The following is a 24,453-nucleotide window of genomic DNA, read 5'->3' as shown; positions in this document are numbered from 1 at the left end:
GGAGGTCAAAAGCAGTATTTAAACCTTAGGGGCTTGTCAAAAATCTGCCAAAGTGGTACAATGGTATAAGAGTTCCTTCGATGTTCTAAAAAAACCGCTAACTCTTAAATACCCAACAAGAAAATAGCAAAGGGTGGTAACCATGGAACTTGAGTCTGCCCTTGAGAAGTTTCACTCGCTTAAGCTTGCCGGCTTAATACCAAAACCGGAGAGCATGCCAGTCGTCACAGAGGACACGGACATCATGAGCGTGCTCAAGATCCTCAGAACCAGACACCACGTATGGGTGGTTAAGGACAAGAAGAGCATGGAGCTTGTAGGGGTGATCCACTACCTGGACGTCATGGACATATTCCTGCCCCCTGACGCCCATAAGTTCAAACTTGGCATGACCAGCAGGACATTGCGTTCCCTCCTCGGCGGCGCCGAAAAAGCAGGGGACGTCGCTGAGAGGGAGGTTCTTGCGATAGAGGATACCGCAACGGTTCTGGATGCACTGATAAAGATGCGCAGATACAGAAGCCAGGTTCTGGCCGTCGTTGAAGGTGATGTCCTCGTCGGGGAGATAAGCCTTCGCATACTGATTGATGAGTTCCTAAGATTACTGAGGGTAGGTGGTGCAACATGGAAGTCACTTGGATCCTCTTCACAATCGGAGTTGCCCTGATACTGGCCAAGATAGGTGACAGCATAATAGAGCGCTTCGAACTCCCCGGGGTCCTGGGGGAGCTTATAATGGGCATGATACTGGGTAACCTTGTTTATTTCGGTATAGTGGCCCCACAGTACCTTCCAATAGTCAGCGGAAGCGGATTCACAACGAGCGCAACGGAGATAGCGGACTTCCTCGCAAAGCTGGGTATAATATTCCTGCTCTTCCTCGGTGCCCTGGACACGGACATAGATCAGCTCAAGAAGACCGGCGTAACGGCAACCGTGTCAACGGTTCTGGGTGTCTTCACTCCACTCATACTGGCCTGGTACGCCCTCATGGCAATGGGATACCCCAGCAGGGAGGCCTTCGCCGGAGGCGTTCTGCTCACAGCCACCAGCATCGGGCTCACGGTTAGGGTTATGATGGACCTAGGCGTGCTGAGGAGTGAGGTTGGCGCAGCGTCCCTCAGTGCGAGCGTGATGGACGATTTCCTCGGTATAGCACTCGTAATCTTCGCCGTGGGCAGTGGTAGCCTGTTGAACCTCACGGTGAAGATAGTCGCGTTCTTCATAATAACTGGTGTCATAGGCTGGTACCTCGTGGACTACTACATCAAATTCGCGGAGAGGCTCCACGTTGAGAAGGGCATCCTCGGGATGGCAGTGGGTATGATGTTCATCTTCGCGTCCTTGGCCGAGGGATGGTTCGCGGCCGCCATCGAGGGTGCCTTCATGATGGGTCTCATCCTCTCCAAACTTCCGGAAGGAAAGCGCCTCATGGAGGACGCCAGGGCAATAGGCTACGGTCTCCTGGTGCCATTCTTCTTCGTCCACACCGGTGCCATGCTCGACATGAAGGTCTTTGAGAACGCCAACGCACTGGTTCTTGCAGCCGTCATGAGCGTGATAGCCGTTATAGGGAAGATACTTGGAAGGGGCTTCGGTGCCTGGATCACAGCATGGGGCCGTGGAAGGGAGTTCCTTACCACCAGAGAGAACGCGTGGATGTCCCTCCAGATGGGAATAGGCTCCATTCCAAGAACCGAAGTCGCCCTCGTTGACCTGATGGTCGCGATACAGGGGAAAGCCATCCCACCAAGCGACGCGCCAAAGTTCATAGCCGCAACGCTGATATTCATCACGGTCTCCGTCCTCATAACCCCGCCCCTCCTGAAGTGGGCCTTCGCGAAGGAGATACAGGAGGCCAAAGATGCAAAAGCTGCGGAGAAGGTGGGAAAGATCCAGGAAACCAAGGAAAGGATAAAAGAGCTCAAGGGAAGCAGATAAACCCTCATCTTTTAATTATTAACCAAAGAACGCACCCATCCCCGCCATCTGCTCCTCGCTCATGGATCTTATCTTGAACTCCGGCATCTCGCCTTTGAGCTTGTCATGCTCTCCCTCCGTTATCTCCCGGGCTCTACCCTCTTCGACGATGTAAAAAACACCTTCGTCTTCACTGCGGTACGAGACCAAGAATTTATCCGTTTCTACGTCTTCGAACTTCACAAAAATCGCGTTTCCGCCGGTGTAGGCCCTTCTGCATCTGAATGGGAAGCTTGATGAATTAAGCATCGCATCTCCGAGGGCATGGTTCGCCCTCTCCCCGTTGATCTCGGTCCAAAACCTCCGTCCCTCAAAATCGCCTTCGATGATTATCAGGAACCTCTGAGCATCGAGTTCCTTTACAGGGGTCCCACTCCTCTTGAGTGCCCCAAACAAGCCACTGATCGTCTCAGCATTCCTGAGGGAAGCCAGAAAACCTTCGACTTTCATAGTGTTCACCGTTTCTGAGTTCTCGTACCTCAGTATAAAAACCTGACGAGCAAAAAGGCTTTGTATCATAACCGCCCAAATATACATTTGTGGTCGGGAGAAACTCCTATGTCCTGAAGTGGGGGGAGGTAATAGCCTTTTCAATAACCGCAGGGATAGTCGGCGGGTTAGGTGCGGTCATCTTCAGGCTCCTGATAAAAGCAACCCACGAGATATTCTTCGTGTGGCTCCTTCCAAGGATAAGTTTTCACGTTGATGGCTTCAATCTTGGCTACATCCTTCTCCCGGCGATTGGGGGTATAGGCGTCGCGGTTCTTGTCGTTAAGTACCCCAAGATAAAAGGAAACGGCATTCCCGAGGTTGTGGAAGCGATTATATTCAAGAGCGGAAACATAAGCGGGAAGTTCGCCACGATCAAGATACTGGCGACATCAATAACGATAGGCTCGGGGGGAAGCGTTGGACGTGAAGGGCCGATAGGGTTCATAGGGGCTTCCCTAACTTCGTTCTTGGCGGGCCGTGCTCACCTCTCAAGGGATATGAAAAAGCTCCTGACAACCTGTGGACTGGCCACGGGCATCGCTGGAACCTTCAACACCCCCCTAGCGGGGGCGATGTTCGCACTTGAAGTTGTCTACATGGGGACGTTCTCGATAAACCTCGTGCCCATATTCATTGCCTCCGTCACCGGCAACGCCGTGACCCTCGCAATCCTCCAGAGAGCCTTCGAAGTCGAGATACCTGGGGGTCTTGGACACACGGCTTTTGAACTCCCCATATTTTTTGTGATGGGACTCCTTTTAGGTATCCTCGCGGCGTTCTATGCACGCTTCATATACTACCTAACGGATTCGTTCTCCAGCTGGAAGGTTCCAGAGTTTATCAAACCGATAACCGGAGGGATCGGGGTCGGCATAATAGGGACCCTCCTCCCCCTTTACGGAATCTTCGGAGTTGGCTACGGGGGCATGAACATGGCGTTCTATGGGAAACTCAGCTTGGGGCTTCTGGTAGTCCTGGGCATTGCCAAGATGCTAGCAACGGCCCTCACGCTCGGTTCCGGCCACAGCGGAGGCATATTTGCTCCAAGTCTGTACATAGGGACCATGTTCGGGGCGGCCTTCGGGATGGTCGTCAAAGCCATCTTCCCCACACTGGGGGCCAACCCTACGGTCTACGCTCTGGCGGGAATGGCGGCATTCTTCAGCGGAATAACACAGGCCCCGGTAACCCAGATACTGATGGTAACCGAGTTGACACGCAGCTACGCCGTTCTCCCGGCGATAATGACCTCAGCGACGATGGGTTTTCTGACCTCAAGGTTCTTTCTGAAGGGGGACTCCATATACACACTAAAACTCACCCACAAGGGTTACACCATAAGAACCGGAAAGCCCGTTATACTCGAAACCATCCCGGTGGGCGAGATAATGACGAAGGAACCGGTTTACGTTTACGAGGATCAGAGTCTGCTGGACGTTGAACACCTCGTTGCCAAGACCGGGCACGATTGCTTTCCGGTCGTGAACCGGGACCTCGAGGTGGGAGGGGTCGTGGGGGTTAAGGACTTCATAAAGCGGCCGACTTCCCTGAAGAGGTTGCCGGTGAAAAGGTTCGTCCATGGAGACTACGGGGTCACGTATCCCAGTGAAACGGCCGCAGATGCCTTTGAAAAGCTCATGGCTTACGATCAGAACCTTCTTCCGGTCCTGGAGTCCAGGGAGAGCAGTAAACTCGTTGGCGTCGTGACCAAAAGAGACATATACAAGGCGTACTACCGCGGACTTGAGGCCATGTACATAGAATGAGGTGATACCATGCTCGTTGACGCTGACCTCCACATCCACTCACACTACTCTAAAGCCGTCTCAAAGGCCATGACTGTACCCAACCTCGCCCAAAACGCGCTGTTCAAGGGACTCAAGATGGTCGGTACGGGAGATATACTGAACCCGAAATGGGAAGGGGAGTTGCTTAAATACACAAAAAAAATCGATGAAGGAACCTATGAAAGGGGGGGCATACGGTTCCTGCTGACGGCTGAGGTGGAAGACTCAAGGAGGGTTCACCACGTTCTGATATTTCCGAACTTGGAGACTGTTCATGAGATACGTGGAGCCCTCAAACGGTACTCCTCAAACATCGAAACAGAGGGACGACCACATCTGACCCTCTCCGCTGCCGAGATAGCGGACCTTTCGAATGACCTAGGGGTTTTGATCGGACCAGCCCACGCATTCACTCCTTGGACGAGCCTGTATAAGGAACACAACAGCCTGAATGAAGCGTATCAGGGTGCCAAAGTCCATTTCCTGGAGCTTGGACTCTCCGCCGACAGCGAAATGGCCGACCGAATAAAGGCCCATCACAGCATTACGTACCTCAGCAACTCCGACGCCCATTCACCGATGCCACATCGTCTCGGACGCGAGTTCAACCGTTTTGATATAGGGGAGGTAACTTTTGAGGAGGTCAGAAAAGCCATACTCCGACGGGGGGGAAAGAGGGTCGTGCTTAACGCGGGTCTTGATCCCCGGCTCGGAAAGTACCATATGACGGCGTGCTCCCGCTGCTATGCCCAGTACTCGCTGGGGGAAGCAAAGGCATTCCACTGGAAGTGCCCGAGGTGCGGGGGGAGAATAAAGAAGGGCGTGAGAGACAGAATTCTGGAGCTGGCCGATACCGGTGAGAGGCCAAATGACAGGCCACCCTACCTCCACCTGGCTCCCCTGGCGGAGATAATCGCAATGGTGGTGGGGAAAGGAGTCGAGACAAAGGCGGTAAGGGTCATCTGGGAGCGCTTTTTGAGGGAGTTCAGGAGCGAGATAAGGGTTCTTGTTGATGTCCCTGTTGAAGAGCTAGCCAGGGTTCATGAGGATGTTGCAAAGGCAGTTTGGGCGTACCGCACAGGAAAGCTCGTCGTCATCCCGGGAGGGGGAGGAAAGTACGGTGAGATAAAGCTCCCGGAGGAGATCAAAAACGCGGGGGTGGACGAACTTGAGAATGTTGAGGTTGAAACGGGTGATAACGATGGCAGAAGGCCAAAGCAGATGAGTATCACGGAGTTCTTCGGAGGTTCCAACGATGCACGAATCTGAGATCATCTCCATCTTCCTCAAGTACCTGGGGAGGAGTGGAGACCTCCCGCTGGGTGACGATGCCGGGGCCGTGAGGTTCGGCGATGAATGGCTCGTGGTCACCAACGACATGCTCGTGAGAGAAACCGACGTCCCGGATGTCATGACCCCTGAGCAGGTGGGTTTTAAAGCGGTGACGATGAACGTGAGCGATGTGGCGGCGATGGGAGCACGGCCTTTAGGTTTTCTGTTCTCCATAGGGCTCCCGAAAGGCATCGAAGTGGACTACCTCGACGGCATTGCACGGGGACTGGGTAGGGGGCTTGAGTTTTATGGAGTTCCGGTTTTAAGCGCAGACACGAACGAAGCGGCAGACTTGATAATCGATGGAATAGCCCTGGGGACCACTAACAGGCTATTAACCCGCTCAAACGTTAAACCTGGCGACCTAGTATGTGTTACTGGGGATATAGGCCGCTCCCTCTCAGGTTTACTGGTGTGGAAGGAGAAGCTCAACGTATCTCCAAGAACAAGAAAAGTACTCTACCAGAAGTTCCTTGAACCAACTGCGAGAGTTCGCGAAGGCATGGTCCTAAAGGATGTCGCAAACGCTGCGATAGATATAAGCGACGGCCTCTCAAAGGAACTCAATATCCTCTCCAAAATGAGCGGGGTAAGAATAGACGTTCACTCGGGAGCGCTCCCGATATACGAGGAGGTATTTGAAGTAGCCGAAGCCCTTGGAAGGGACCCGGTCGAACTGGCCATCTCAAGCGGGGAGGAGTTTGAACTGCTCTTTACGATTCCACCGGATAGAAAAGACGATGTAGGGTTTGAGTTCAATGTGATAGGCAAAGCCGGGGCGGGCAGAGGAGTTTACCTTGATGGAACCCCCATGCCTGCCAGGGGATGGAACCATACGGTATAACCACGTACACATCACCAGCAGCAATGTTTATAACTGCGAACTGATAACATCCTCCGTATGTTCAGTGGTATAGGTATGATAATAACACGGGGGATTCAGGGGATTAAAGGTGCCGATCCGGAATATTTCGCCATAGCCCTGGCAACCTACTACGTAAGCGTTTTCCTGTTCTCGGTTCGATGGAAGTACATACTGCGCGGGGTGGGGATGGAGGTACCTCTTGGCGAACTGTTTCAGGCCAACCTCGCAGGGCTGTTCATGAACAACGTAACCCCTATGAGCAGGGGCGGTGGGGAGTTTCTGAGGATGCTGTGGGTCTCGAAGAGAAGCAACGTTCCGATGGGCATCTCCGCCGTTACGGTACTCTACGAGAGGATCCTTGAGTCTGTTCCGGTAATGTTTATGACGGCCATTGGCATACTCTACTTCACGTCAACCCAGGCCCTTTTGGGGTTGATACTCGGAATCACCGTGGTGTTCATATGGGTAAAATGGGAGAGGTTCATAGAGATCACCCTGAGGATTTTCAGGGTCAAGGTGTCAGAGGGTGACAGAGAGCGCATACTGGCCCTCAGAAACGCCCACAGTGTCAACCTCATAGGAATAGCTATGAGCTCGGCGGTATGGATTCTCGACGTTGCTCGGTTGAAACTCATAACCCTTGCGTTTGGTCTTCACATATCCCTCATAGTCATCGTGTTCATCTCAGTCGTCAACCTGATCCTTGGGATTGCGGCCTTTACACCGGGTGGAATCGGAGTTGTTGAGGGGGGCCTTGTGGGTGCCTTTACGTATGTGGGACTCTCCCCCACAATAGCCGTCTCGGTGGTTGTACTCGAAAGGTTTATCTCCTATGTGCTCGGCAGTGTACCAGGGATAATAGTGCTCCTCACATCCGGAGGAAGGGAAGTATGGAGAGCCTTAAGATCGCGTTAGTGTCGGACTGGTACTACCCCAAGGTCGGTGGCGTTGCAGTTCACATGCACGACCTTGCGATTCACCTCAGCAGAAGGGGACATGAGGTTGATATAATAACGAACGACTTGAAGACCGGGAAGGAGGACGAGCTCAAGGGGGAAGGCGTTGGACTGGTGAAGGTTCCGGGCCACGTTATGGAAGGCGTCGGGATAAACATGACGGTGTTCGCTAGAAACGCACACAATCTGCGGCCAATACTTGAGAAATACGATGTTGTGCACGGCCAACATGCGTTCACACCGCTCGCGTTAAAGGCGGTCTCCTCCGCCAGGAAGGCCGGGAAGGGGGCGCTTCTAACGACGCACAGCGTAAACTTTGAGAACTCCAAGACACTGAAGATGCTCGCAAAGGGGGCGTTCCCGTATTTTAAGTACTACCTCAAAAACCCCCACAGGATAATCGCCGTCAGCAAGGCATCAAAGGAGTTCATAAAAAAGTTCACGGACGTCCCCGTTGACATAATCTACAACGGTATAAGTCTTGAGAGGTTTAGGAACGACTGGGACAGGGAATCTCTAAAGAACGAACTGGGTATTGAGGGCCCACTGATCCTGTACGTGGGGAGGATAGAACCAAGGAAAGGTATCGGAGTCCTCATATCAGCGATGAGAAACATAGACGGGAACCTTGTTATCGTAGGTAACGGAAGTACCCTTCCCTTACTGAGGGAAAAGGCGAGACACCTTGGGATACTGGATAAGATCAGGTTCATGGGACACGTTGAATACTCCCGGCTCCCCGGACTGTACGGGGCCAGCGACGTCTTCGTACTCCCCAGTCTCAGCGAGGCCTTTGGAATAGTCCTTCTGGAGGCGATGGCCAGCGGGGTACCCGTTGTAGGAACCAGCGCTGGAGGCATACCTGAGATAATCGACGGTTGCGGTATAGTGGTCACACCAGGCAACGCCGATGAGCTGGCGGATGCCGTAAACCTCCTCCTGAACAACCAGAATCTGGCCGGCAAACTTGGAAAGCTGGGAAGGCGGCGCGTGGAGAAGCTCTACGACTGGAGGATAATAGCAAAGAAGATCGAGTCAGCTTACGTAGAAGTACTTAACGGGGTGTCCAACGATGACAAAATTGGTGGCCCTGACTTTTGATGTTGAACACGACTGTCCTCCCTTCGCCCACACCAGAGTGGGCATGAAGGAGGGTCTTCCCAGGGTCATGGACCTGCTTGAGGAGAAGGGAGTCAAGGGAACCTTCTTATTCACCGGCAGGATGGCTGGGGAATTCCCAGAACTCGCCAGAAGGGCGGGCAAGAAGCATGAACTTGGATGCCACGGACTTGAGCACGAGAGGTTCGACAGGATGGATGCCCAGGAAGTGAAGAGGAGGTTGAAGGAGGCAAAGGTAATACTGGAGCACTTTGGGAACGTGGTCTCATTCAGGGCACCAAACTTTCAATTTCCGGACGGTTACTATCCCATACTCCACGAGCTGGGTTTTGAAGTCGACTCGACAAAAGCCCGCCACAAAGGGTGGAAGAACGGTGTGACGTGGATAAATGGGGTCCTGGAGGTGCCGGCAACGACCACATCAATAGTCACCCGTCTTCCCTGGAGGTTACAGGAGAGGTTCCACGGAAAATTTGAAAGCCCGATCGTTTACATCTTCCACCCCTGGGAGTTCGTTGAGATGCCAAAACGACTTAGACCCGACTGCTGGTTTGGCACGGGTGAGGGTGCCCTTGAAAAACTGGGAAGACTCATAGACTATCAAATGAACTCCGGTGCCAAGTTCGTAACCCTGCGGGAGCTCTTGTCAATCAACCCCAAACCTTAAACCCCCAAAGGTGATATTCTTTCGGTGGTCTGAATGAGGGAGGCCATGTACTGGGAACCGCTTGGGGACGGGAAGGTGAGGTGCAAACTGTGTCCCCTGAACTGCATGATCAACGAGGGAAAACGCGGTTCATGCAGAGTGAGAAAAAATATAAACGGAAGGCTGTACGCTCTTAACTACGGTAAGGTATCATCCCTGGCCGCCGACCCAGTGGAGAAAAAGCCCCTGTTCCATTTCTGGCCCGGGTCATGCGCGTTATCCGTGTCAACAGTTGGATGCAACATGCACTGCAAGCACTGCCAGAACTGGGAGATAAGTCAAACGGATGAGAACTTCCCCCACCTCCACGACGCGACTCCTGAGGCGGTGGTGGCCATTGCAAAACGATCCGGCTGCGAGAGCATCGCGTACACGTACAACGAACCTGTAATATGGTATGAGTTTATACTGGAAACCGCAAAGCTGGCCAGAGAGAAAGGGTTGTACAACCTCATGATAACCAACGGGTATATAAACGAAGAGCCCCTCAGAGAGCTGGCACCCTACCTGGACGCCATGAACATCGACATTAAGGCGTTTGATGACAGGTTCTACATGAAGATAGCGGGCGTTCCAAGCGGGAAACCCAGCAGGAGGACGGCGGAGATAGCCAAAAACGAATTCGGAATACATGTAGAACTGACGTACCTCATAATCCCAACCCTCAACGATGAACCGGAAGAGATAAGAAGCTTCGCCCGCTGGGTCTTTGAAGCGCTTGGAGAGGATACCCCCGTTCATTTCTCCCGTTTTTTCCCCAACTACCAGCTGACGAGCCTTCCCCCCACATCAATCGAAAGCGTGGAGATGGCCTACCGGATCGCCAGAGAGGAGGGCCTAAAGTTCGTCTACGTTGGAAACGTGCCGGGGCATCCGGGGGAGAACACGTATTGTCCAAAGTGTGGGAAACCTTTAATAGTTCGTAGGGGATTTGAGGTCGTTGAGTACCGGGTGAAGGATGGAAAGTGTGAATACTGTGGAGAACCGGTCCCCGTGGTTGGAATGTACACCAAAAAGCAGTATAACTGGATATGGTGGTGAAATTGCCGGAAGTGGAGGTTGTATTCTATATCGAAGGCTTGAGCAACGAGAAGAAAGCTTTAGAAAACGCCATGAAAGAGACCGCCGAAGAGCTAAAAAGGGAGAAAGACGTGGAGATCAAGTACGTTATGGTGGAGGACATCATCGAATCAAATGAGGAAGATGTTCTAAAGTACTCCGGCGTTATAGAGGCCGGTCTTAAGGGGGATTTTGGCAGGGTAGTTCAGCTGGCCCTGAAGTACTCGCCTGCCATGGTTGAAGTCCTCGGGCCAGGGAAGATAGAGCTGGAGTCCAAGGAGCTCATGAAGATCCTCGGGGATGTGTCACTTGTAATGGGAAAACTGATGAAGGAGTTCGGAGGGCTCGCGGTCTATCCCAAACTGGAAGACGTCCCCGCACCCCGTATAGGGTACGAAAGGGAGGAGATAGAGGAGTTTATCCTGGGAGATCGGGGCATCCTCTACCGCTTCGTCATAGAGGTCTTCGGAGAAAGCCAGGGGGCCATTGAGACCACGATGGCAAAGGCCTTTGATGTCGAAGGTTGCAGGGTGAACAAGCTCGTGGTGCAGGGAGAGATGGAGGAGGGCCGATTCAAAGGACTGCTGGCCGCGGAACTCGTGTCTTCCCTGGAGACCCTGTTCCAGCTGACGGCCAAGTACGCCCCGGTTGCGATATCCATACTCGAACCGGAGGTCGTGGATATACTAGCCAATGAGGCTCAGAACACCCTAACTGACCTCTCCAGCTTCGTCAACGAGCTTCTCACGAGACCGATACAGCGGCAGCTTAAGGAGAGGAAGAACACAGAGTTCAAGCTGAATCCATGATATTATCGGCAAAAGGCGAATGACCTGTAGTCATTTAATTAAGCTCCCTTTTATTTTTACGGCAATAATCGTGCTTATTTTTGCTTTAGAAAGGGTCTGAAAGCGAAAAGTATATATACCCTTAACGGCAAGAATGCCATTGACAGCATATATTAGACCACCTTGGGGTGTAAACCCAAACATGGAGGTGTTTGGAAAATGAAGATAAAGAAGATCGCGGCCCTTGCAGTTGGAGCCGCCATGGTTGGAGCAACCGTCGGCTTTGCCAGCGCTCAGCCGACAGTCCCGCAGATACCGAAGAGCTTTTTCGTTAACGCAGATGGAACCCCGAACGTTAAAATCGTCGTGGGAAGCAACGCCGCAGCTATGGATGTTGCCAGTGCCGCTGACATAGCCGTTGCCCTTGGAAGCCTTCTCTACACCACCCAGCAGGTTGAGGCCCAGAACGCCTACGTCAAGGTCAAGGAGGAGATACCTCCGGCCACCGCGGCCATGTGGACCATTTACGCTTACAACTACACCACCATAAGGAACCAGACCGCTTGGGCGACCAAGTACAGCGAGCTTCCAGGTGACTACTGGTACAACGGCGCCGGTGGGTACAACGCCACCTACGCCGACTGGTCGGCTAACAGCATGGTGACCACCACCATACAGGACAAGGACAGCATCGGCAACGAGCAGCTCGTTGACTGGCACATCACCTTCAAGAACCTTCAGCTCGTCTCAACCAACCCGAGCAACTGGGACAAGAGCATGCCACCTCAGAGCGCTCAGATAGAGATAACCCCCGGAAACGCCACCATATTCATCGACTACAAACTCTACAACTACAGTGTCACCACAACCGAACAGACCAGGAACGCCTACCCCGAGTGGGGAGTCCCCGCGGCTTACCAGAACGTCACCAACTACTACATCGGTGACGCCGAAAACGTTGCCGCAAACGGCGGAAGCATAGTCAGCACTTACAGCGACGGAGTTAAGGCCGGTGAGAGCTTTACCGTCCTCGGCCAGACGTTCTACGTCCTCAGCGTTGGAAACGACACCTTCACCGCCGGTCTCGACAAGGGTACCGCCTGGTATCAGGTCGGCCAGCCCCAGACCATCCAGGGGACCAACTGGGTTGTTACCGTCCTTGACATAAGCATAATCGACCAGAGGGCACTCGTGACCGTCAAGAACGCGGTCACCGGCCAGTCAAGCGACCAGATAATCCTCCAGGAGAACCAGCCAGTGGACGTCTTCGGTGACGGTTCAGTCGTCCTCGAACTGCTCGACACATTCGTCGGTATCGACGGACACCTCATAGCCAGCATAAAGGCCACCGTCAACAAGGAGGAGTACTCAAGCGGTAAGGTCCTCAGCTACGACGGTAAGGACTGGGAGATGACCATCCACACCGACGGCACCTACATAACAAACGTCACCCTCACCAACAAGGACGTCCTTAAGGGCAACCCGCTCGACGTCTTCGGCAAGTACAACCTCATGTACAGGTTCGAGATGAAGACCCTCAACGAGAAGGACGTCGGCTACGACATTAACGGTGATGGCAACATAACCGATACCAACTACGTCGTTGCCTACGCCTACATCTGCCTCAAGGAGAAGCAGGGACAGGTCATCGAGAAGGAGCTCAAGGTCGGGGGCACCCTGCCGGACAGTGACTACGCCGTTGAGGGAATATACGCCAACACCACCATCATCAAGCCGGTCACCGAGCCGATAACCATCATGGACTACCAGGTCAACCTCAACGACCCGGGAAGCAACCTCATCCTCGTCGGTGGTCCAGTTGCCAACAGCGTCACCAAGTATCTCGTCGAAGAGAACAAGAGCACGGTTGACTGGTACCACAGCCCCGGCAACGTTGAGTACATCCAGGGAGCCATCGGCAACTACGACGTTGTCATAGTTGCTGGTGCCACCAGGAACGAGACCATGGTCGCCGCCAAGGCCCTTATGCAGTACCTCGCTGGCCTCTGAAGGCCTTCCTTCCTTTTAATTCTCTCTTCTGGGGGTTTTAGCGTTGGACAGGGATAAGCTAATAGCCCTGAGTATACTTCTGATTATCGTCCTCAGCCCTACGGCGTACGTCCTCTACGCGTACCACCAGTTCTCCCAGGTCGTGCACCCCGGAACACCCAAGGCTTCGGAGGAGTACGTAGTCATCAGCCCTCCAGCCTCCGAGGGATTCTACGTCCTCAGTGAGAGGGGGTACCGGGAGATGCTGGCGAGGGGACAGAAGCCCCCCGAAGGTTCGCGGATTTACAACGTGAGCGTGGACAGTTACATAACGGGAAGCCCAGAGGTCGACCTCAACTTGACTATAAGAAGCGTTTACGACTCGTTTACCATAATCCTCGGCGACCCGTCCGTCAAGGAATGCACCCAGACCCCGGAACTCTACAACGGTAACTGCCAGTACAGAACGGCAGCGGTTTCAGAGGTAACTGCGATGATTGCCAACGTGTTCAAAACGAACTACTACATTGAAGGACTCGACAAGGGATACAACAACGTCACAGCGAAAGAGTACGCTTACAACCAGACATGGCTACGCTACAGGAAGACGTATCTCACCTTCATGACAAAGCTTAGCATAGGGCGGGGCAAACTGGGGAACCAAAACGATCTGGCAGTACTGCTTATCGGGCCAGCAGAGGGGGCCACGGCAAACAGGGTCTTTACACCACGCAGAGGCCTCCTGGTAATAGAGGGCAAAACCGATGATACGCTCCGGGCGGAGATAGTACTCGTGGAGAAATTAATAGGATTCTCATGGCCAGCCGGATCTAGAGAGCAATGAGGTTCTCGATGGATTTTATCCCCTCACCCAAAACCCGGGCTATCTCCTTTTTATCCTTAAACGGCCTCATCGCAAGTACCCTGGCGACCCTTTTCTTCCCAATCCCGGGGAGATATTGGAGGACCTTTGGATCCTCCTGGTTTATGTTTATGGGGATGGGCACACCTGTTATGCTCCTGTACCCATGACCCACTATCAGGACGTCATAAAACCGGTTTACGTTAAGTTCTTTGGGCATGCCAACTATCAGTGGGTAGCTCCCAATCTGCCTTCCGTAAGTGAGACCGTTCTCAATGACTTCCGCACGGACATCGCGGAGGATGGTTCCCACGGGAACAACACGCCTGAGCATCGGGAGGTCTATCTCGTGCCTTATCTTGTATTTGTAGTGCTGGATGAGCTTCTTGTGCTTTTCGGTTTTCACTTTGTCCCTCATGTGCCACAGGGGGGTTCCCGGGAACACAACGACCTGACGGATGTTTATCCTGCGAACCATCAGCCCGTCGTCCAGGAGCCTCTTGAAAAACTGGAACGTGAGCTCGTAGCTCCTCTTTCTCTCCCCGGGAAGGCCAAAAATCACGTTTATCCCGGGCAGTAGCCACGGCATGCCGTTGGGTCCTCTCTTTGTCCCCACTTCGTTGAGTATCCTCACCGCCTCGTAGACCTCCTCGGCGGTGGCGTTCAGGTTGTTGAGCTTCGCCACCTTCGGGTCGGCGCTCTCGAGGCCGAAGGCAACGACGTTTCCAGCGGTTCCGTACTCTATCAGAGTCTTGGCTATCCTAACACTCTCCTTGGGGTAGTTGGCTATGACGGCGGGGTTTGCGTTGTCCACGTGGAGGACCTTAAGCCCGGGCGCGACGGAGCGAATACCCTGGAAAAGCTTCTCCAGAGCCTCGGGATTAGGTATCGGGACCCTTCCGTCCGGTTTGGCCATATACGAGAAGATACAGCTCTGCCTCCCGACCCGGAAGTGTCTCACCCCAAGTGTGTAAAGGGCCTCGACCTCCGCAACAACGTCCTCAATAGGCCTGTCCTCAATGTTTCTGTAGCGCACAGGCTCGGTGCAGAAGGAGCAGCCACCTATACCCATTGCCTTTGGGCAGCCCCGCTGGGTTTCGACCTCAACGATGATGAAGTCGGGGTAGTCTGGAAACTGTTTGACGATCTCAGCCCCAATAATTGCATAATCGTGTAATTCGGTATATGCTCTGAAGCGGAAGGGGTCCGCATCCCTTGGATTGGTCAGGTAGTCGAAGAGAAACGCCTCGAGATCACCGTAGACTATGTAATCAAAGACGGACTGGGCAAGGAGAAGCTCGCGGGAAGTTATCCTCATCCCGCCGGCGTGGGCGGAGCCCATGAACGCCGGGCCGCCCAGGATTTTAACCCCTTGAAACGGCCGGAGGAACCTCGCTACCTCCTCAATCTGAGAGGGAACCGCCGATAAATATTTGCCAGGGGTATGTAGGCCGCCGATGTAAACGATGAGGTTAGCTTTTTGGAGGACTTCCCGCGCTCTGGAGAAGTTCGGGGTCTTGTTTTTGGTGGATATCCACTGTTCGCCCTCGAAGGTTGCCCGAAGGTCATCTATTGTCAGATAAAAGACCGTGGCGTCTCTTCGAGCCTTTTTTACGGCGCCATACGCATAACGCGGGTATATCCCCAGATACGGTGGAACCCCCAAACCTGCCGGCTCGTCGGTATAACCATCCACAATGGCCACTATCATGTTAGCACCTCGTTTAAGAGGGTTTAAAAAGGTAGAGGGTGAATGACGTAATTGGTGGTACACATGAAGGGGGGGCTTTCCGACAAGGACAAGCGAACCGTACGCGAGATCGTAGCTGAACTCAAAAAACTCGACGGTCAAACTCTGTTCTCCTACTGGATAAGCGCTGAACTCGATGAGGCGGAGATTTACAACGCACTCGCTAAAAGGACACGGGAATACATCTGGGACCAGCGAATACCGGCGCTGTTTGAAAAGCTCGCCCGCGAGAGCGCCGAACATGCCGAGATCCTCCTCAGGGAATACAAGAAAAGGTACAAAAATGAAGGACTCGTGAAGACGAACGTCCCCAGCATAGAGATAGAGCTGTCCCTGGATGACTTGGTGGAGTACATCAAAAAAGGACGGCTCGATGACTTGATAGAAATTCTCATGGAGAGTGAGCGGATAGCCAAGGACTTGTACACATACCTTGCTGGAGAAACGTCAGGGGACACAAAAGAACTCTTCGAGCACCTAGCCCGCATTGAAGAGGGGCACTATGAGAAGCTTAAGGAACTCAGGGACTCCCTTGAGGGGACTTAATAACCCCCATGTCCCTGAGTGCATCCTCAATCTCCAACACCTCCTCAGGGGAGAGGTGGAACACCCTCTTCTTCGCGTGGGGTAAGGTTGCGAGTGCAGGTCTGATTCTCCTGAACTCCTCCCTTTTCATGCCAAGCATATGGTAGGACTTTTTCAGCGCAGCTAAAACGGTGCTCCTCCTGTGCTGAAACAATGCCCTTACAAGATCCTCATTAAGCTCCACTGTATCTGCCCGGTTCTTTGGCTCCATCAGCACCACGGCCGAATCCACCTTCGGTCGCGGCCAAAATGCACCACGGCCGATACGTTCAACGATCTCCGCAGTGGCCTTTGCCTGAACCATCAACGACAGGCGTGAGTAGTTTTTGTCGCCCGGTTTCGCCACGATTCTCTCCGCGAATTCAAGCTGATACATCAAAACCGCTCTCTCAAATCCATGCTTCAAAAAACGGAAGGTTATTGGAGAGGAGATTTGATATGGGAGATTGGAAACCACCTTATTGAATCCGGGGAACTCAACCTTCAGCGCATCCCCCTCAATAATCTCCACGTTGGGCCAACCATATTCCCCCCTCAGGATACGAACCAGCCGCGGGTCTTTCTCAACTGCGTAGACCTTGCCGGCAACCCTGCTGAGCGCGTCAGTCAGAACGCCCAGACCGGGGCCAACCTCAAGGACCACATCCCTCTCCGAGAGTTCTGCTCGCTCCACATTCCTTTCCACCACATCGGGCACTACTAAGAAGTTCTGCCCCAGTTCGTGGCTGGTCTTGAGACCGTACTTGGAAATAAGTGAGAAGAGGCGTTCCCTCATACGTTGAATATCCTCCTGTGACCCACGAATAGCCTGTATCGGTCCTTGCCCATTATCTCCTCAACAACACGTTTGGATATCATTTTAGAGGGGTCAGGCAGCCCCTTCACCCGCTCCTTCAGTTCTTCAAAGCTTTTGAATGGTTCTTTTTTGCGCTCCTCCAAGATCTCCCACATGTGTTTCTTCCCAATACCGGGAAGCAATTCCAAGCTGTGCAACCTGTTGGTTACGGGGGGTGCCAGGTTGAAGAACTTGACAAAGCGCTCCTCATTGTTTTTGACGATTTCCTCAACGACGTAGGGGAGTTCGGCCTTGGCGGTCGCGGTAAGCTCATCGTAGGAGATCTTCCGGTTTATCATGAGAACTTTGTCGCGCGGCCCCTTCCCGACGAATATTCTCTCGTACAGCATTAGATCCGTCTTGGGTGCCACCTCCAAGAGCGTGAAAGCCTTCTCACCGATCACCTGAGCCACCGGCTTTCCGGTCCTTCTTCCGGTACGCAGGTCGGTAAATCCCTCCGGAAGGTAGTCCAGCACGTATGCGTACTCCTCATACTCGATATTCCGCCGCTTCTTCTCGATGCTCTCCCTATAGGAGTGCCTTCTGTAGTGATCCATTTTCTCTCCCCCAAAACTATACCGATTCAGAGTTTTTATACTTTGTTGAGAAAAGGGAAAGGGGATTCACTCCCTGTAATCACCGAGGAGCCTTATAATCTCCTCGGCCTCCTCAGGAGTAGGCATGTAGTCCTCCTTGGAGAAGATGATGCGGATGTCGAAGTAATCCTCCGGCATCAAGTCAACGAGTTTCGCGGCAAGGCGCTCATCAAGCCACTCAAAGAGACCGATGAGTTTTTCCTTGAGCTTCACTGCCTGTTCCGGCCGGAGCTTCACAAAGCGCTCCGCATGCTCAAGACTAATCCTGGCTTCATAGAACATCGGCTCCTCGGGGTTTTCTTCAACACCCTCGGCCTTGCGCTTCTCGAGGAGTTCCTTTGCCTCGGCTATGGTGAGATACCTCTCCTCGAGCTTCTTCCTGCTTATCATCTTCATCCCTTCTGAAGCCTGAGGTGAACGGGGTGAACAAAGAACGTCTTAGTCTTGCCGCCGTCCCTTATCTGGATCACGTAGGCGTCCCCACGTTTGCCAACAACCGTTCCAGTCCTTCCGTGGAACCTCGGGTCCGGCATCCCCCTGTGGTAGCTGGGTTCGATAACTATGTGAACCCTCTGGCCAACCTCAAAGTCCTGAAGGAACCTAGTAAGTGGGGGGATACCTCTCCTCCTCGGGCTCTTGCCGAGTTTGCCTCTCGTCTTCTTCCTAAAGCTGTGCGCCTTTTTGACCATCTCAATCACCTCACAACCTTTTACCCATCCCGCAATTAAGCGAAGGGTCGTAGCGTTCTCAACGACAGCCTTTTCAGCATACAGACTAAGCCTGTTATGGCTTCGTAACCCAATCAGAAGGAAGCGTTTATAAAGTTTTCAGTCGTCGAGGATGTTAATAACATCGAGGCTCTCGCACAACGCCGGCTTGTCCAAGATACCGCTAACGGAGGGGTTCGTTCTTCCTTCGTCTCCCGAAATAAGCTCCTTGATGTAAAGGCCTCCATCGGTTACAAGCCTAAGCTCGAAGCGTTGCTCATCCATCCACCTAACTTCAGCGTGGTACACCTTTTTTATCCGGGTTTTATCTGTTCTCGAACGCTTTACGCGGCGGGGAGTTCTCTGCCGGATTTCAGCGCCCTTAAGCATCCTTGCAACTATCGCGGCCTCCTTGGGACTTACCCCCTCCTCAACGAAAACCGTGGCCAGGTACTCCTTCCGATGACTGCTCGTTAGAACCCTCCTTGCCTCGTCTCCTGATGTAAATCGTACGTCCAGAACCTCAACTTTGCCCCCGGAGTTTATCTCAACTACCAGAGACTTGAGGTTAAGGCTCCTCCTCCGTGGGTTCTTTATCTCGAGTATGAATGGCCTTCCATTGCCCAGCATCCTAACATCACTGTCCTCCCTGCCAGCCCCCTTGAAAACACATTTTCCCCCGGCCTCACGTGAAACGGGCCTGCAGATTATTGAGGAGACGCTATCTCTGTACCCCTTCAACGGCGTCTGTGAGATCCCCCTCACGAGCTTTCTGTAACGACCGTAGATGTACACCGGCTTTATCTGGAGCTCCACGGTTTTCCCAAACGGGTTGACTATAAAGGTCAGATCTCCCACACTCGAAGGTTCCTTTCCAAGCTTCTCGCTCAGGAGCTTTCCGAGTTCTCTGTTGAACTCGGTCTTTATACTCTCGGCGGTACCTATTCCGTATTTTTCCCATAGGGCACGCTCCCGCTCAAGAACTTCAGCGGGAAATCTGGAACCCACCCAAAACGTTGAGAACTCAATCTCCCGGGCTTTTTCCAGGCAGATGCCGGCCATATTGGGAAGTTCATCAAATATCCCGCCGCAAACCTCACACTTTTCTCCACCCAGTACCGGGAAGTCCCCCTGAGCCTGCCGCTCCATCCTCAGCACCAGCCGGATTGCCCTGCCCCTCTCCTCATTGGTACCCCTGCCGAGTCTGGCGAAAAGCCTTCCAAGGCAGCGATCGCACAGTTGATGCTCATCGAGAACTCTCCCAGCAGTTTCCAGGATCATGGTCTCACCGGCCCTTAAGTTTTTAATATGATCACCCAAACCCCATGCGATGATGACTCGCAGGGCACGCATAATAAAGCTTTTGGAGGAGAGAGACTACGCGCCAAGCGAGCTGACCCTGGCACTGGGGCTCAGGGGAAGGGGAGCAAAGAAAACAGTACTGGAAGACCTCCACACAATTCAAAGGACACTGAAACGGGAGGGCAAAGTCCTCCTGGTAAAGCCCGCGGAATGTAGAAAGTGCGGGTTCGTTTTTAAACCTGAGATAAAGGTTCCCAGCAGATGTCCCCGGTGCAGATCAGAGTGGATTGATGAGCCCAGGTTCAGGATAAAGCCCAAGTTATGAACCCCCAAGCCAAGGTTTATATTAATGGCTCCCAAATATGGCCGGAGGGAGTTGCATGAGAAAGGTCGAGCGGTTTATGGACGAGAACAACATTCGGGTTGGGGACTACATTAGAATCGTCAAGGTCTATAAAGGGGAAGAAACGGTGTACGAGGGCAGGGTGATGAGCCCGTATGAACTATCGGAGGGCGAGACACTGACCATCAAACTGGACAACGGATACAACGTGGGAATATTGATAGATGGTATAAAGCGTGTCGAACTAATTGAGAGGCCTGGAATTCCCGAAACCATTTCGTTCCAGGAGGTTTTCCCCAAGAAGCAGGGACTTCCAAACGTTACGATTCTTGGAACCGGGGGAACGATAGCCAGCAGGATAGATTATAAAACAGGTGCAGTTCACCCGGCGTTCACAGCGGAAGAGCTCGCCAAGGCTGTTCCTGAGATTTTTGAAATAGCCAACATCACCCCAAAGCTCCTGATGAACATCCTGAGTGAAGATATGAAACCTGAATACTGGGCAAGAGTAGCCCGTGAGGTAGCAGACGCCCTCAATTCCGGAGAAGACGGAGTCGTTATTGCCCACGGTACCGACACGCTTGCCTACACCGCCGCGGCACTCAGCTTCATGTTGAGGAACCTTTCAAAGCCGGTGGTCCTCGTGGGGGCACAAAGAAGCTCCGACAGGCCGAGCAGTGATGCCGCGATGAACCTGACCTGTTCAGTAAGGATGGCAACAGCGGACTTTGGAGGGGTCACCGTCGTCATGCACGGCGAGACGGGTGATACGTACTGCTTGGCCCACCGCGGCACCAAAGTCCGGAAGATGCACACCAGCAGGAGAGACGCCTTCAGGAGCATAAACGACGTTCCCATAGCCAAAGTGTGGCCGGAGGGTAAGGTTGAATTCCTCGGGGAAGACCACAAAAAGAGGGGGAAATCCGAGGTCGTTGTTGATGACAGGATGGAGACGAAGGTCGCCCTGGTCAAGGCGTTTCCGGGAATGAGCCCGGGGATAATAGATTTCCTGGTTGACGAGGGGTATAAAGGACTGGTCATTGAGGGAACGGGACTCGGTCACGTACCCACCTACGTTATAGACACCCTAAAACGCGCCACGGAGGAGGGGGTCACGGTCTGTATGACGAGCCAGTGCATCTACGGTCGCGTTAACCTGAATGTCTACTCCACCGGCAGACGGCTGCTTAAAGCCGGCGTTGTTCCGTGTGAGGACATGCTTCCAGAGACCGCGTACGTCAAACTCATGTGGGTTCTCGGCCATACTAACGACCCGGGCGAGGCAAGGGAGATGATGCTCACCAACTACGCCGGGGAGATAACACCTTACACGAGGTTTGACACGTTCCTGAGGTGATTAAGATGACAGAGAAGTTCGATTACAGAAAGCTCGGTCTCAAGGTCGGCCTTGAGATTCACAGACAGCTGGACACGAAAAAGCTGTTCTCGCCAGTTCCCAGTGAGCTGAACGATAATGTAGAGTTCAAGTTCCAGAGGCGCCTGCGCCCGACGATGAGTGAGATTGGTGAGATCGATCCGGCGGCACTTGAAGAATTCAAGAAGGGGCGAACCTACATTTACGAGGGAAACAACCACCTGGCGGACCTCGTTTACATCGATGAGGAGCCGCCCCGTGGACCGGACATGGAGGCACTTGAAGTTTCCCTTCAGATCGCATACCTGCTCAACGCCAAGCCGGTTGACGAGGTTCATTTCATGCGCAAGATAGTCATAGACGGCTCCAACGTCTCCGGCTTCCAGAGGACGGCGATAATAGCCATGAACGGAAAGGTTGATACCCCCTGGGGAAGCGTCGGAATCCCAACGATATGCATTGAGGAGGACGCGTGCCGCATCGTCGAAAGGAAGGAGAGGGAGGTAATCTACCGCCTTGACCGCCTTGGAATCCCCCTTGTCGAGATAGCGACAACACCTGATATACACCACCCTGAGCAGGCGAAGGTAGTGGCCAAGTACATAGGCGATGCTCTGAGGGCGACGAGGAAGGTCAAGCGCGGCCTCGGAACCATCAGGCAGGACCTGAACGTCTCCATCAGGGGTGGGGCAAGGGTCGAGATTAAGGGTGTCCAGGAGCTTGACATGATCCCCTTAATCGTTGAACGCGAAGTTGGGAGGCAGGTGAACCTCCTGAAAATTCGGGACGAGCTCAGAAAGCGCGGCGTTAAACCCGAAGATCTCAAGGAGGGGTTCCACGACGTCACCGAGATATTCGAAAACACCGGCTCGAAGATAATCGCTCGCACCGTAAAGAAGGGCGGAAGGGTTCTCGCCGTTAAACTCCCCAAGTTCCGCGGCCTGATCGGGAAGGAGATACAGCCCGGCAGGCGCCTGGGCACCGAGATGGCGGACAGGGCCAAGAAGTACGTGAAGGGCATCTTTCACATCGATGAGCTGCCGAATTATGGAATTACCGAATTAGAGGTTAATGCGGTTATCGAAAAACTTGGTCTAGGGAAGGAAGACGCCTTCGTTCTCGTCGCGGCCGAGGAGGAGACTGCAAAGAACGCCCTCCGCGAGGTTCTTAAGAGGGCGAGGGAAGCAATTGAAGGCGTGCCTGAGGAGACGAGAAGGGCTCTGCCGGACGGAAACACCCAGTACATGCGCCCCCTGCCGGGCAAGGCCCGGATGTACCCCGAGACAGACATACCATCCATATTCCTTTCTCCAGAGGAGAAGGAACGTATAAGATCCGGCCTTCCAGAGCTGCCGCAGGAAAAGGTCGAGCGCTACATTAAAGAGTACAGGATCGACAGAAGCCTCGCAGAGACTATTATTAACGATGAACGTGATGGGTTGTTTGAGGAGATCATAGGACTTGGAGCAAAACCATCCTTGGTCGCTTCGGTCCTCATAGTCGTCCTTAAGGGACTGAAGAAGGAGGCCCCCATCGACAGGATAACTGATAGGCACATCAAGGAAGCCTTTGATCTCTACCTCAACGGAAAGATAGCGAAGGAAGCCTTCGAGGAGATATTCAAGGAGCTGGCAAGGAACCCCGGGAAGAGCGCCGCCCAGGTGGCTGAGGAGAAGGGCCTGACGCTCCTCAGCGAGGAGGAGGCCGAGAGGATAATAGATGAGGTTGTTCAGGCCCACATAGAAGTCATAAAGGCCAAGGGAATGGGAGCGATGGGCATGATCATGGGAAGGGCCATGGCAAGGCTCCGCGGAAGGGCAGACGGAAAGCTCGTCAGCTCGCTCGTGAGGAAAAAGATTCAGGAGCTGAGCGGTTGAGTTAAGTTTTTAAATTTCTCGTTTTACCTTTTATCGTGGGAACCATGGCAGAAAAGATGAAAGTCATCTATTATCTCTTTGAGCTCCGGAACCAGCCGATGAGTGCATATGCGAGAGAAATGGAGAGGCATCTGAAGCACTTCGTCAGGCTTGTGAATCCCGATGAGTACAGCCTTTTTGAAAATTCCAGGGGTATTCTGAGAAGTTCCGGAAAGGTCTATATCATAGAGCTCCGGGATGAGCTGAGCAGGTGGTTCTACATAGCTCCGGTCGTGGAAAACATTGAAAAACCGGAAGCGGCATACGAATATGAAATCGGGAAGGAGAAGGGTCTGGAGGCGGTTCTCAGAGAGATTGCGGAGGGAAAGGCTCACAGGAAATGGAGCGTAAATAAAATCTCCACCGTTCTTCAGATTATTCTGTGGGGAGGCTTTTTTGTGTTGAGCTACTTTGGATATAAAAACGATCAGGCGGGATGGGTCAGTAATCTCCTTCCTCTGGTTTTTCTGCTTTCAGGTCTGATAGAGGGATTCAGGAGAGGGTACAAAAAGAAGAAACGCTGAGATGGTGGGGGAATATGAGAAGCATTGAAAGAAAGTTCCACATTTTTCGCAAAAAGAAGAGGTGTGTTTACGCCTGCTTTCGATTTGACCACGTCTCCACCGGCATGCGGGAGGTGGAGGCCTACTTGTCCTCAAAGGGAATTAGCTTCAGGATGCTGGCAGACCCTGATCCGGATTTCATTAACCCTGATCCGGGGACTCTCTACAGAGAGGGCGATTTTATCACAATTCTGGAAGTCAGGGGTGAGCTCGGCAGGGTATTCTACATCTTTTCAACAGGAGAAATCTTTGATGTTGAAGACCTGATGAAGCCCGAGTTTGCCATCGGTTTTGAGGTGGGCAGTGAGGAGGGATTTGAGGCCCTCCTGCGGATGATAGTTGAAAAGAGAATCTCAGGAGCTAGGCACAAACACAGATCCCTCGTGAACTTCATCATCAGCTTCATTGGGAGCATGGTGGTCTCAGCCCTCATAGGGTTTGAGAGCGTCATTGTACAGAGTGTGGTTGTGGGTGTGATGGCGTTCATCCTCTTCATGATAGTCGATTATCCTTTCTCCGTGCTTTACTTCAAAGGTGTTAAAGTTA

General features: G+C 53.0%; 25 protein-coding genes. 18 read left to right on the top strand and 7 right to left on the bottom strand.

Going from position 1 to position 24,453, the window contains the following annotated elements; genetic code table 11:
• The first annotated feature begins 142 nt into the window (after nt 1-142).
• Both MVK60_RS10080 and MVK60_RS10075 read left to right on the top strand, forming a co-directional pair.
• Nucleotides 143-667 carry a CBS domain-containing protein gene (locus MVK60_RS10080; RefSeq protein WP_297439127.1) on the top strand — a complete coding sequence of 175 codons (525 nt, stop codon included), beginning with the start codon at nt 143-145 and terminating at the stop codon, nt 665-667.
• Nucleotides 625-1,941, top strand: a complete 1,317-nt coding sequence (locus MVK60_RS10075; protein WP_297439010.1) for a cation:proton antiporter — start codon at nt 625-627, stop codon at nt 1,939-1,941. Before MVK60_RS10080 ends, MVK60_RS10075 begins: the two co-directional genes overlap by 43 nt.
• A gap of 18 nt (nt 1,942-1,959) precedes the next feature.
• Here the strand turns inward: MVK60_RS10075 and MVK60_RS10070 are convergent, their stop codons facing one another.
• Entirely contained in the window at nt 1,960-2,430 is a 471-nt protein-coding gene (locus MVK60_RS10070) for a hypothetical protein (RefSeq protein WP_297439126.1), read from the bottom strand.
• An 89-nt stretch (nt 2,431-2,519) separates the two neighbouring features.
• Here MVK60_RS10070 and MVK60_RS10065 point away from each other — a divergent pair, with 89 nt between their 5' ends.
• The 10 genes from MVK60_RS10065 (at nt 2,520) to MVK60_RS10020 (ending at nt 13,917) form a co-directional block, all read left to right on the top strand.
• Nucleotides 2,520-4,238 carry a chloride channel protein gene (locus tag MVK60_RS10065; protein WP_297439008.1) on the top strand — a complete coding sequence of 573 codons (1,719 nt, stop codon included), beginning with the start codon at nt 2,520-2,522 and terminating at the stop codon, nt 4,236-4,238.
• Between the two features lie 9 nt (nt 4,239-4,247).
• The gene (locus MVK60_RS10060; protein WP_297439006.1) at nt 4,248-5,528 is read left to right on the top strand and encodes a TIGR00375 family protein; all 1,281 of its coding nucleotides are present in this window, start codon (nt 4,248-4,250) and stop codon (nt 5,526-5,528) included.
• The gene (locus tag MVK60_RS10055; protein WP_297439004.1) at nt 5,515-6,435 is read left to right on the top strand and encodes a thiamine-phosphate kinase; all 921 of its coding nucleotides are present in this window, start codon (nt 5,515-5,517) and stop codon (nt 6,433-6,435) included. Before MVK60_RS10060 ends, MVK60_RS10055 begins: the two co-directional genes overlap by 14 nt.
• 57 nt (nt 6,436-6,492) lie before the next feature.
• Nucleotides 6,493-7,371, top strand: a complete 879-nt coding sequence (locus tag MVK60_RS10050; RefSeq protein WP_297439002.1) for a flippase-like domain-containing protein — start codon at nt 6,493-6,495, stop codon at nt 7,369-7,371.
• Nucleotides 7,347-8,513, top strand: coding sequence for a glycosyltransferase family 4 protein (locus tag MVK60_RS10045; RefSeq protein ID WP_297439000.1), 1,167 nt, complete (start codon nt 7,347-7,349; stop codon nt 8,511-8,513). Before MVK60_RS10050 ends, MVK60_RS10045 begins: the two co-directional genes overlap by 25 nt.
• Nucleotides 8,485-9,198 (top strand): polysaccharide deacetylase family protein, encoded by a 714-nt coding sequence (locus MVK60_RS10040; protein WP_297438998.1) that lies wholly within the window; start codon nt 8,485-8,487, stop codon nt 9,196-9,198. Before MVK60_RS10045 ends, MVK60_RS10040 begins: the two co-directional genes overlap by 29 nt.
• A 33-nt stretch (nt 9,199-9,231) precedes the next feature.
• Nucleotides 9,232-10,278 carry an AmmeMemoRadiSam system radical SAM enzyme gene (gene amrS, locus MVK60_RS10035; RefSeq protein WP_297438996.1) on the top strand — a complete coding sequence of 349 codons (1,047 nt, stop codon included), beginning with the start codon at nt 9,232-9,234 and terminating at the stop codon, nt 10,276-10,278.
• Between the two features lie 11 nt (nt 10,279-10,289).
• Nucleotides 10,290-11,105, top strand: a complete 816-nt coding sequence (locus MVK60_RS10030) for a hypothetical protein (protein ID WP_367270892.1) — start codon at nt 10,290-10,292, stop codon at nt 11,103-11,105.
• Nucleotides 11,106-11,303: 198 nt separating this feature from the next.
• Nucleotides 11,304-13,094, top strand: a complete 1,791-nt coding sequence (locus tag MVK60_RS10025) for an S-layer protein (protein WP_297438992.1) — start codon at nt 11,304-11,306, stop codon at nt 13,092-13,094.
• Nucleotides 13,095-13,137: 43 nt separating this feature from the next.
• The gene (locus MVK60_RS10020; protein WP_297438989.1) at nt 13,138-13,917 is read left to right on the top strand and encodes a hypothetical protein; all 780 of its coding nucleotides are present in this window, start codon (nt 13,138-13,140) and stop codon (nt 13,915-13,917) included.
• On the opposite strand, the gene MVK60_RS10015 is transcribed toward MVK60_RS10020, so the two are convergent.
• Nucleotides 13,904-15,646 (bottom strand): radical SAM protein, encoded by a 1,743-nt coding sequence (locus MVK60_RS10015; RefSeq protein WP_297438987.1) that lies wholly within the window; start codon nt 15,644-15,646, stop codon nt 13,904-13,906. The genes MVK60_RS10020 and MVK60_RS10015 overlap by 14 nt on opposite strands.
• Nucleotides 15,647-15,709: 63 nt before the next feature.
• On the opposite strand from MVK60_RS10015, the gene MVK60_RS10010 reads away from it, so the two are divergent.
• Nucleotides 15,710-16,231, top strand: a complete 522-nt coding sequence (locus MVK60_RS10010; protein ID WP_297439124.1) for a ferritin family protein — start codon at nt 15,710-15,712, stop codon at nt 16,229-16,231.
• On the opposite strand, the gene rsmA is transcribed toward MVK60_RS10010, so the two are convergent.
• The 5 genes from rsmA to MVK60_RS09985 form a co-directional block, all read right to left on the bottom strand.
• Nucleotides 16,206-17,045 carry a 16S rRNA (adenine(1518)-N(6)/adenine(1519)-N(6))-dimethyltransferase RsmA gene (rsmA, locus tag MVK60_RS10005; protein WP_297438985.1) on the bottom strand — a complete coding sequence of 280 codons (840 nt, stop codon included), beginning with the start codon at nt 17,043-17,045 and terminating at the stop codon, nt 16,206-16,208. The two genes, MVK60_RS10010 and rsmA, sit on opposite strands and share 26 nt — an antisense overlap.
• Nucleotides 17,042-17,662, bottom strand: a complete 621-nt coding sequence (locus tag MVK60_RS10000) for a DUF655 domain-containing protein (protein ID WP_297438983.1) — start codon at nt 17,660-17,662, stop codon at nt 17,042-17,044. Before MVK60_RS10000 ends, rsmA begins: the two co-directional genes overlap by 4 nt.
• Nucleotides 17,663-17,728: 66 nt before the next feature.
• On the bottom strand, nt 17,729-18,091 hold the full coding sequence (locus MVK60_RS09995) for an RNA polymerase Rpb4 family protein (protein WP_297439122.1): 363 nt from the start codon (nt 18,089-18,091) through the stop codon (nt 17,729-17,731).
• A gap of 2 nt (nt 18,092-18,093) precedes the next feature.
• Nucleotides 18,094-18,390, bottom strand: a complete 297-nt coding sequence (locus tag MVK60_RS09990; RefSeq protein ID WP_297438981.1) for a 50S ribosomal protein L21e — start codon at nt 18,388-18,390, stop codon at nt 18,094-18,096.
• 138 nt (nt 18,391-18,528) lie between these two features.
• On the bottom strand, nt 18,529-19,689 hold the full coding sequence (locus tag MVK60_RS09985) for a tRNA pseudouridine(54/55) synthase Pus10 (RefSeq protein WP_297438979.1): 1,161 nt from the start codon (nt 19,687-19,689) through the stop codon (nt 18,529-18,531).
• Between the two features lie 49 nt (nt 19,690-19,738).
• Here MVK60_RS09985 and MVK60_RS09980 point away from each other — a divergent pair, with 49 nt between their 5' ends.
• From MVK60_RS09980 to MVK60_RS09960, 5 genes are all read left to right on the top strand, one after another.
• Nucleotides 19,739-20,035, top strand: coding sequence for a transcriptional regulator (locus tag MVK60_RS09980; RefSeq protein WP_297438977.1), 297 nt, complete (start codon nt 19,739-19,741; stop codon nt 20,033-20,035).
• Between the two features lie 55 nt (nt 20,036-20,090).
• Entirely contained in the window at nt 20,091-21,410 is a 1,320-nt protein-coding gene (gatD, locus tag MVK60_RS09975; protein ID WP_297438975.1) for a Glu-tRNA(Gln) amidotransferase subunit GatD, read from the top strand.
• Between the two features lie 5 nt (nt 21,411-21,415).
• Complete coding sequence (gatE, locus tag MVK60_RS09970) at nt 21,416-23,305, top strand: Glu-tRNA(Gln) amidotransferase subunit GatE (protein ID WP_297438973.1); 1,890 nt, start codon at nt 21,416-21,418, stop codon at nt 23,303-23,305.
• A gap of 35 nt (nt 23,306-23,340) precedes the next feature.
• Nucleotides 23,341-23,868, top strand: a complete 528-nt coding sequence (locus MVK60_RS09965; RefSeq protein ID WP_297438971.1) for a hypothetical protein — start codon at nt 23,341-23,343, stop codon at nt 23,866-23,868.
• Between the two features lie 113 nt (nt 23,869-23,981).
• Nucleotides 23,982-24,453 (top strand): hypothetical protein (locus tag MVK60_RS09960; protein WP_297438969.1); only part of this gene is annotated, 472 nt, incomplete at its 3' end.

Origin of the sequence: Thermococcus sp. (assembly GCF_026988555.1) — an archaeon.
Taxonomy (GTDB): domain Archaea; phylum Methanobacteriota_B; class Thermococci; order Thermococcales; family Thermococcaceae; genus Thermococcus.
The sequence above is the reverse complement of the archived record's forward strand: the minus strand, read 5'-3'. Positions and strand labels throughout refer to the sequence as shown.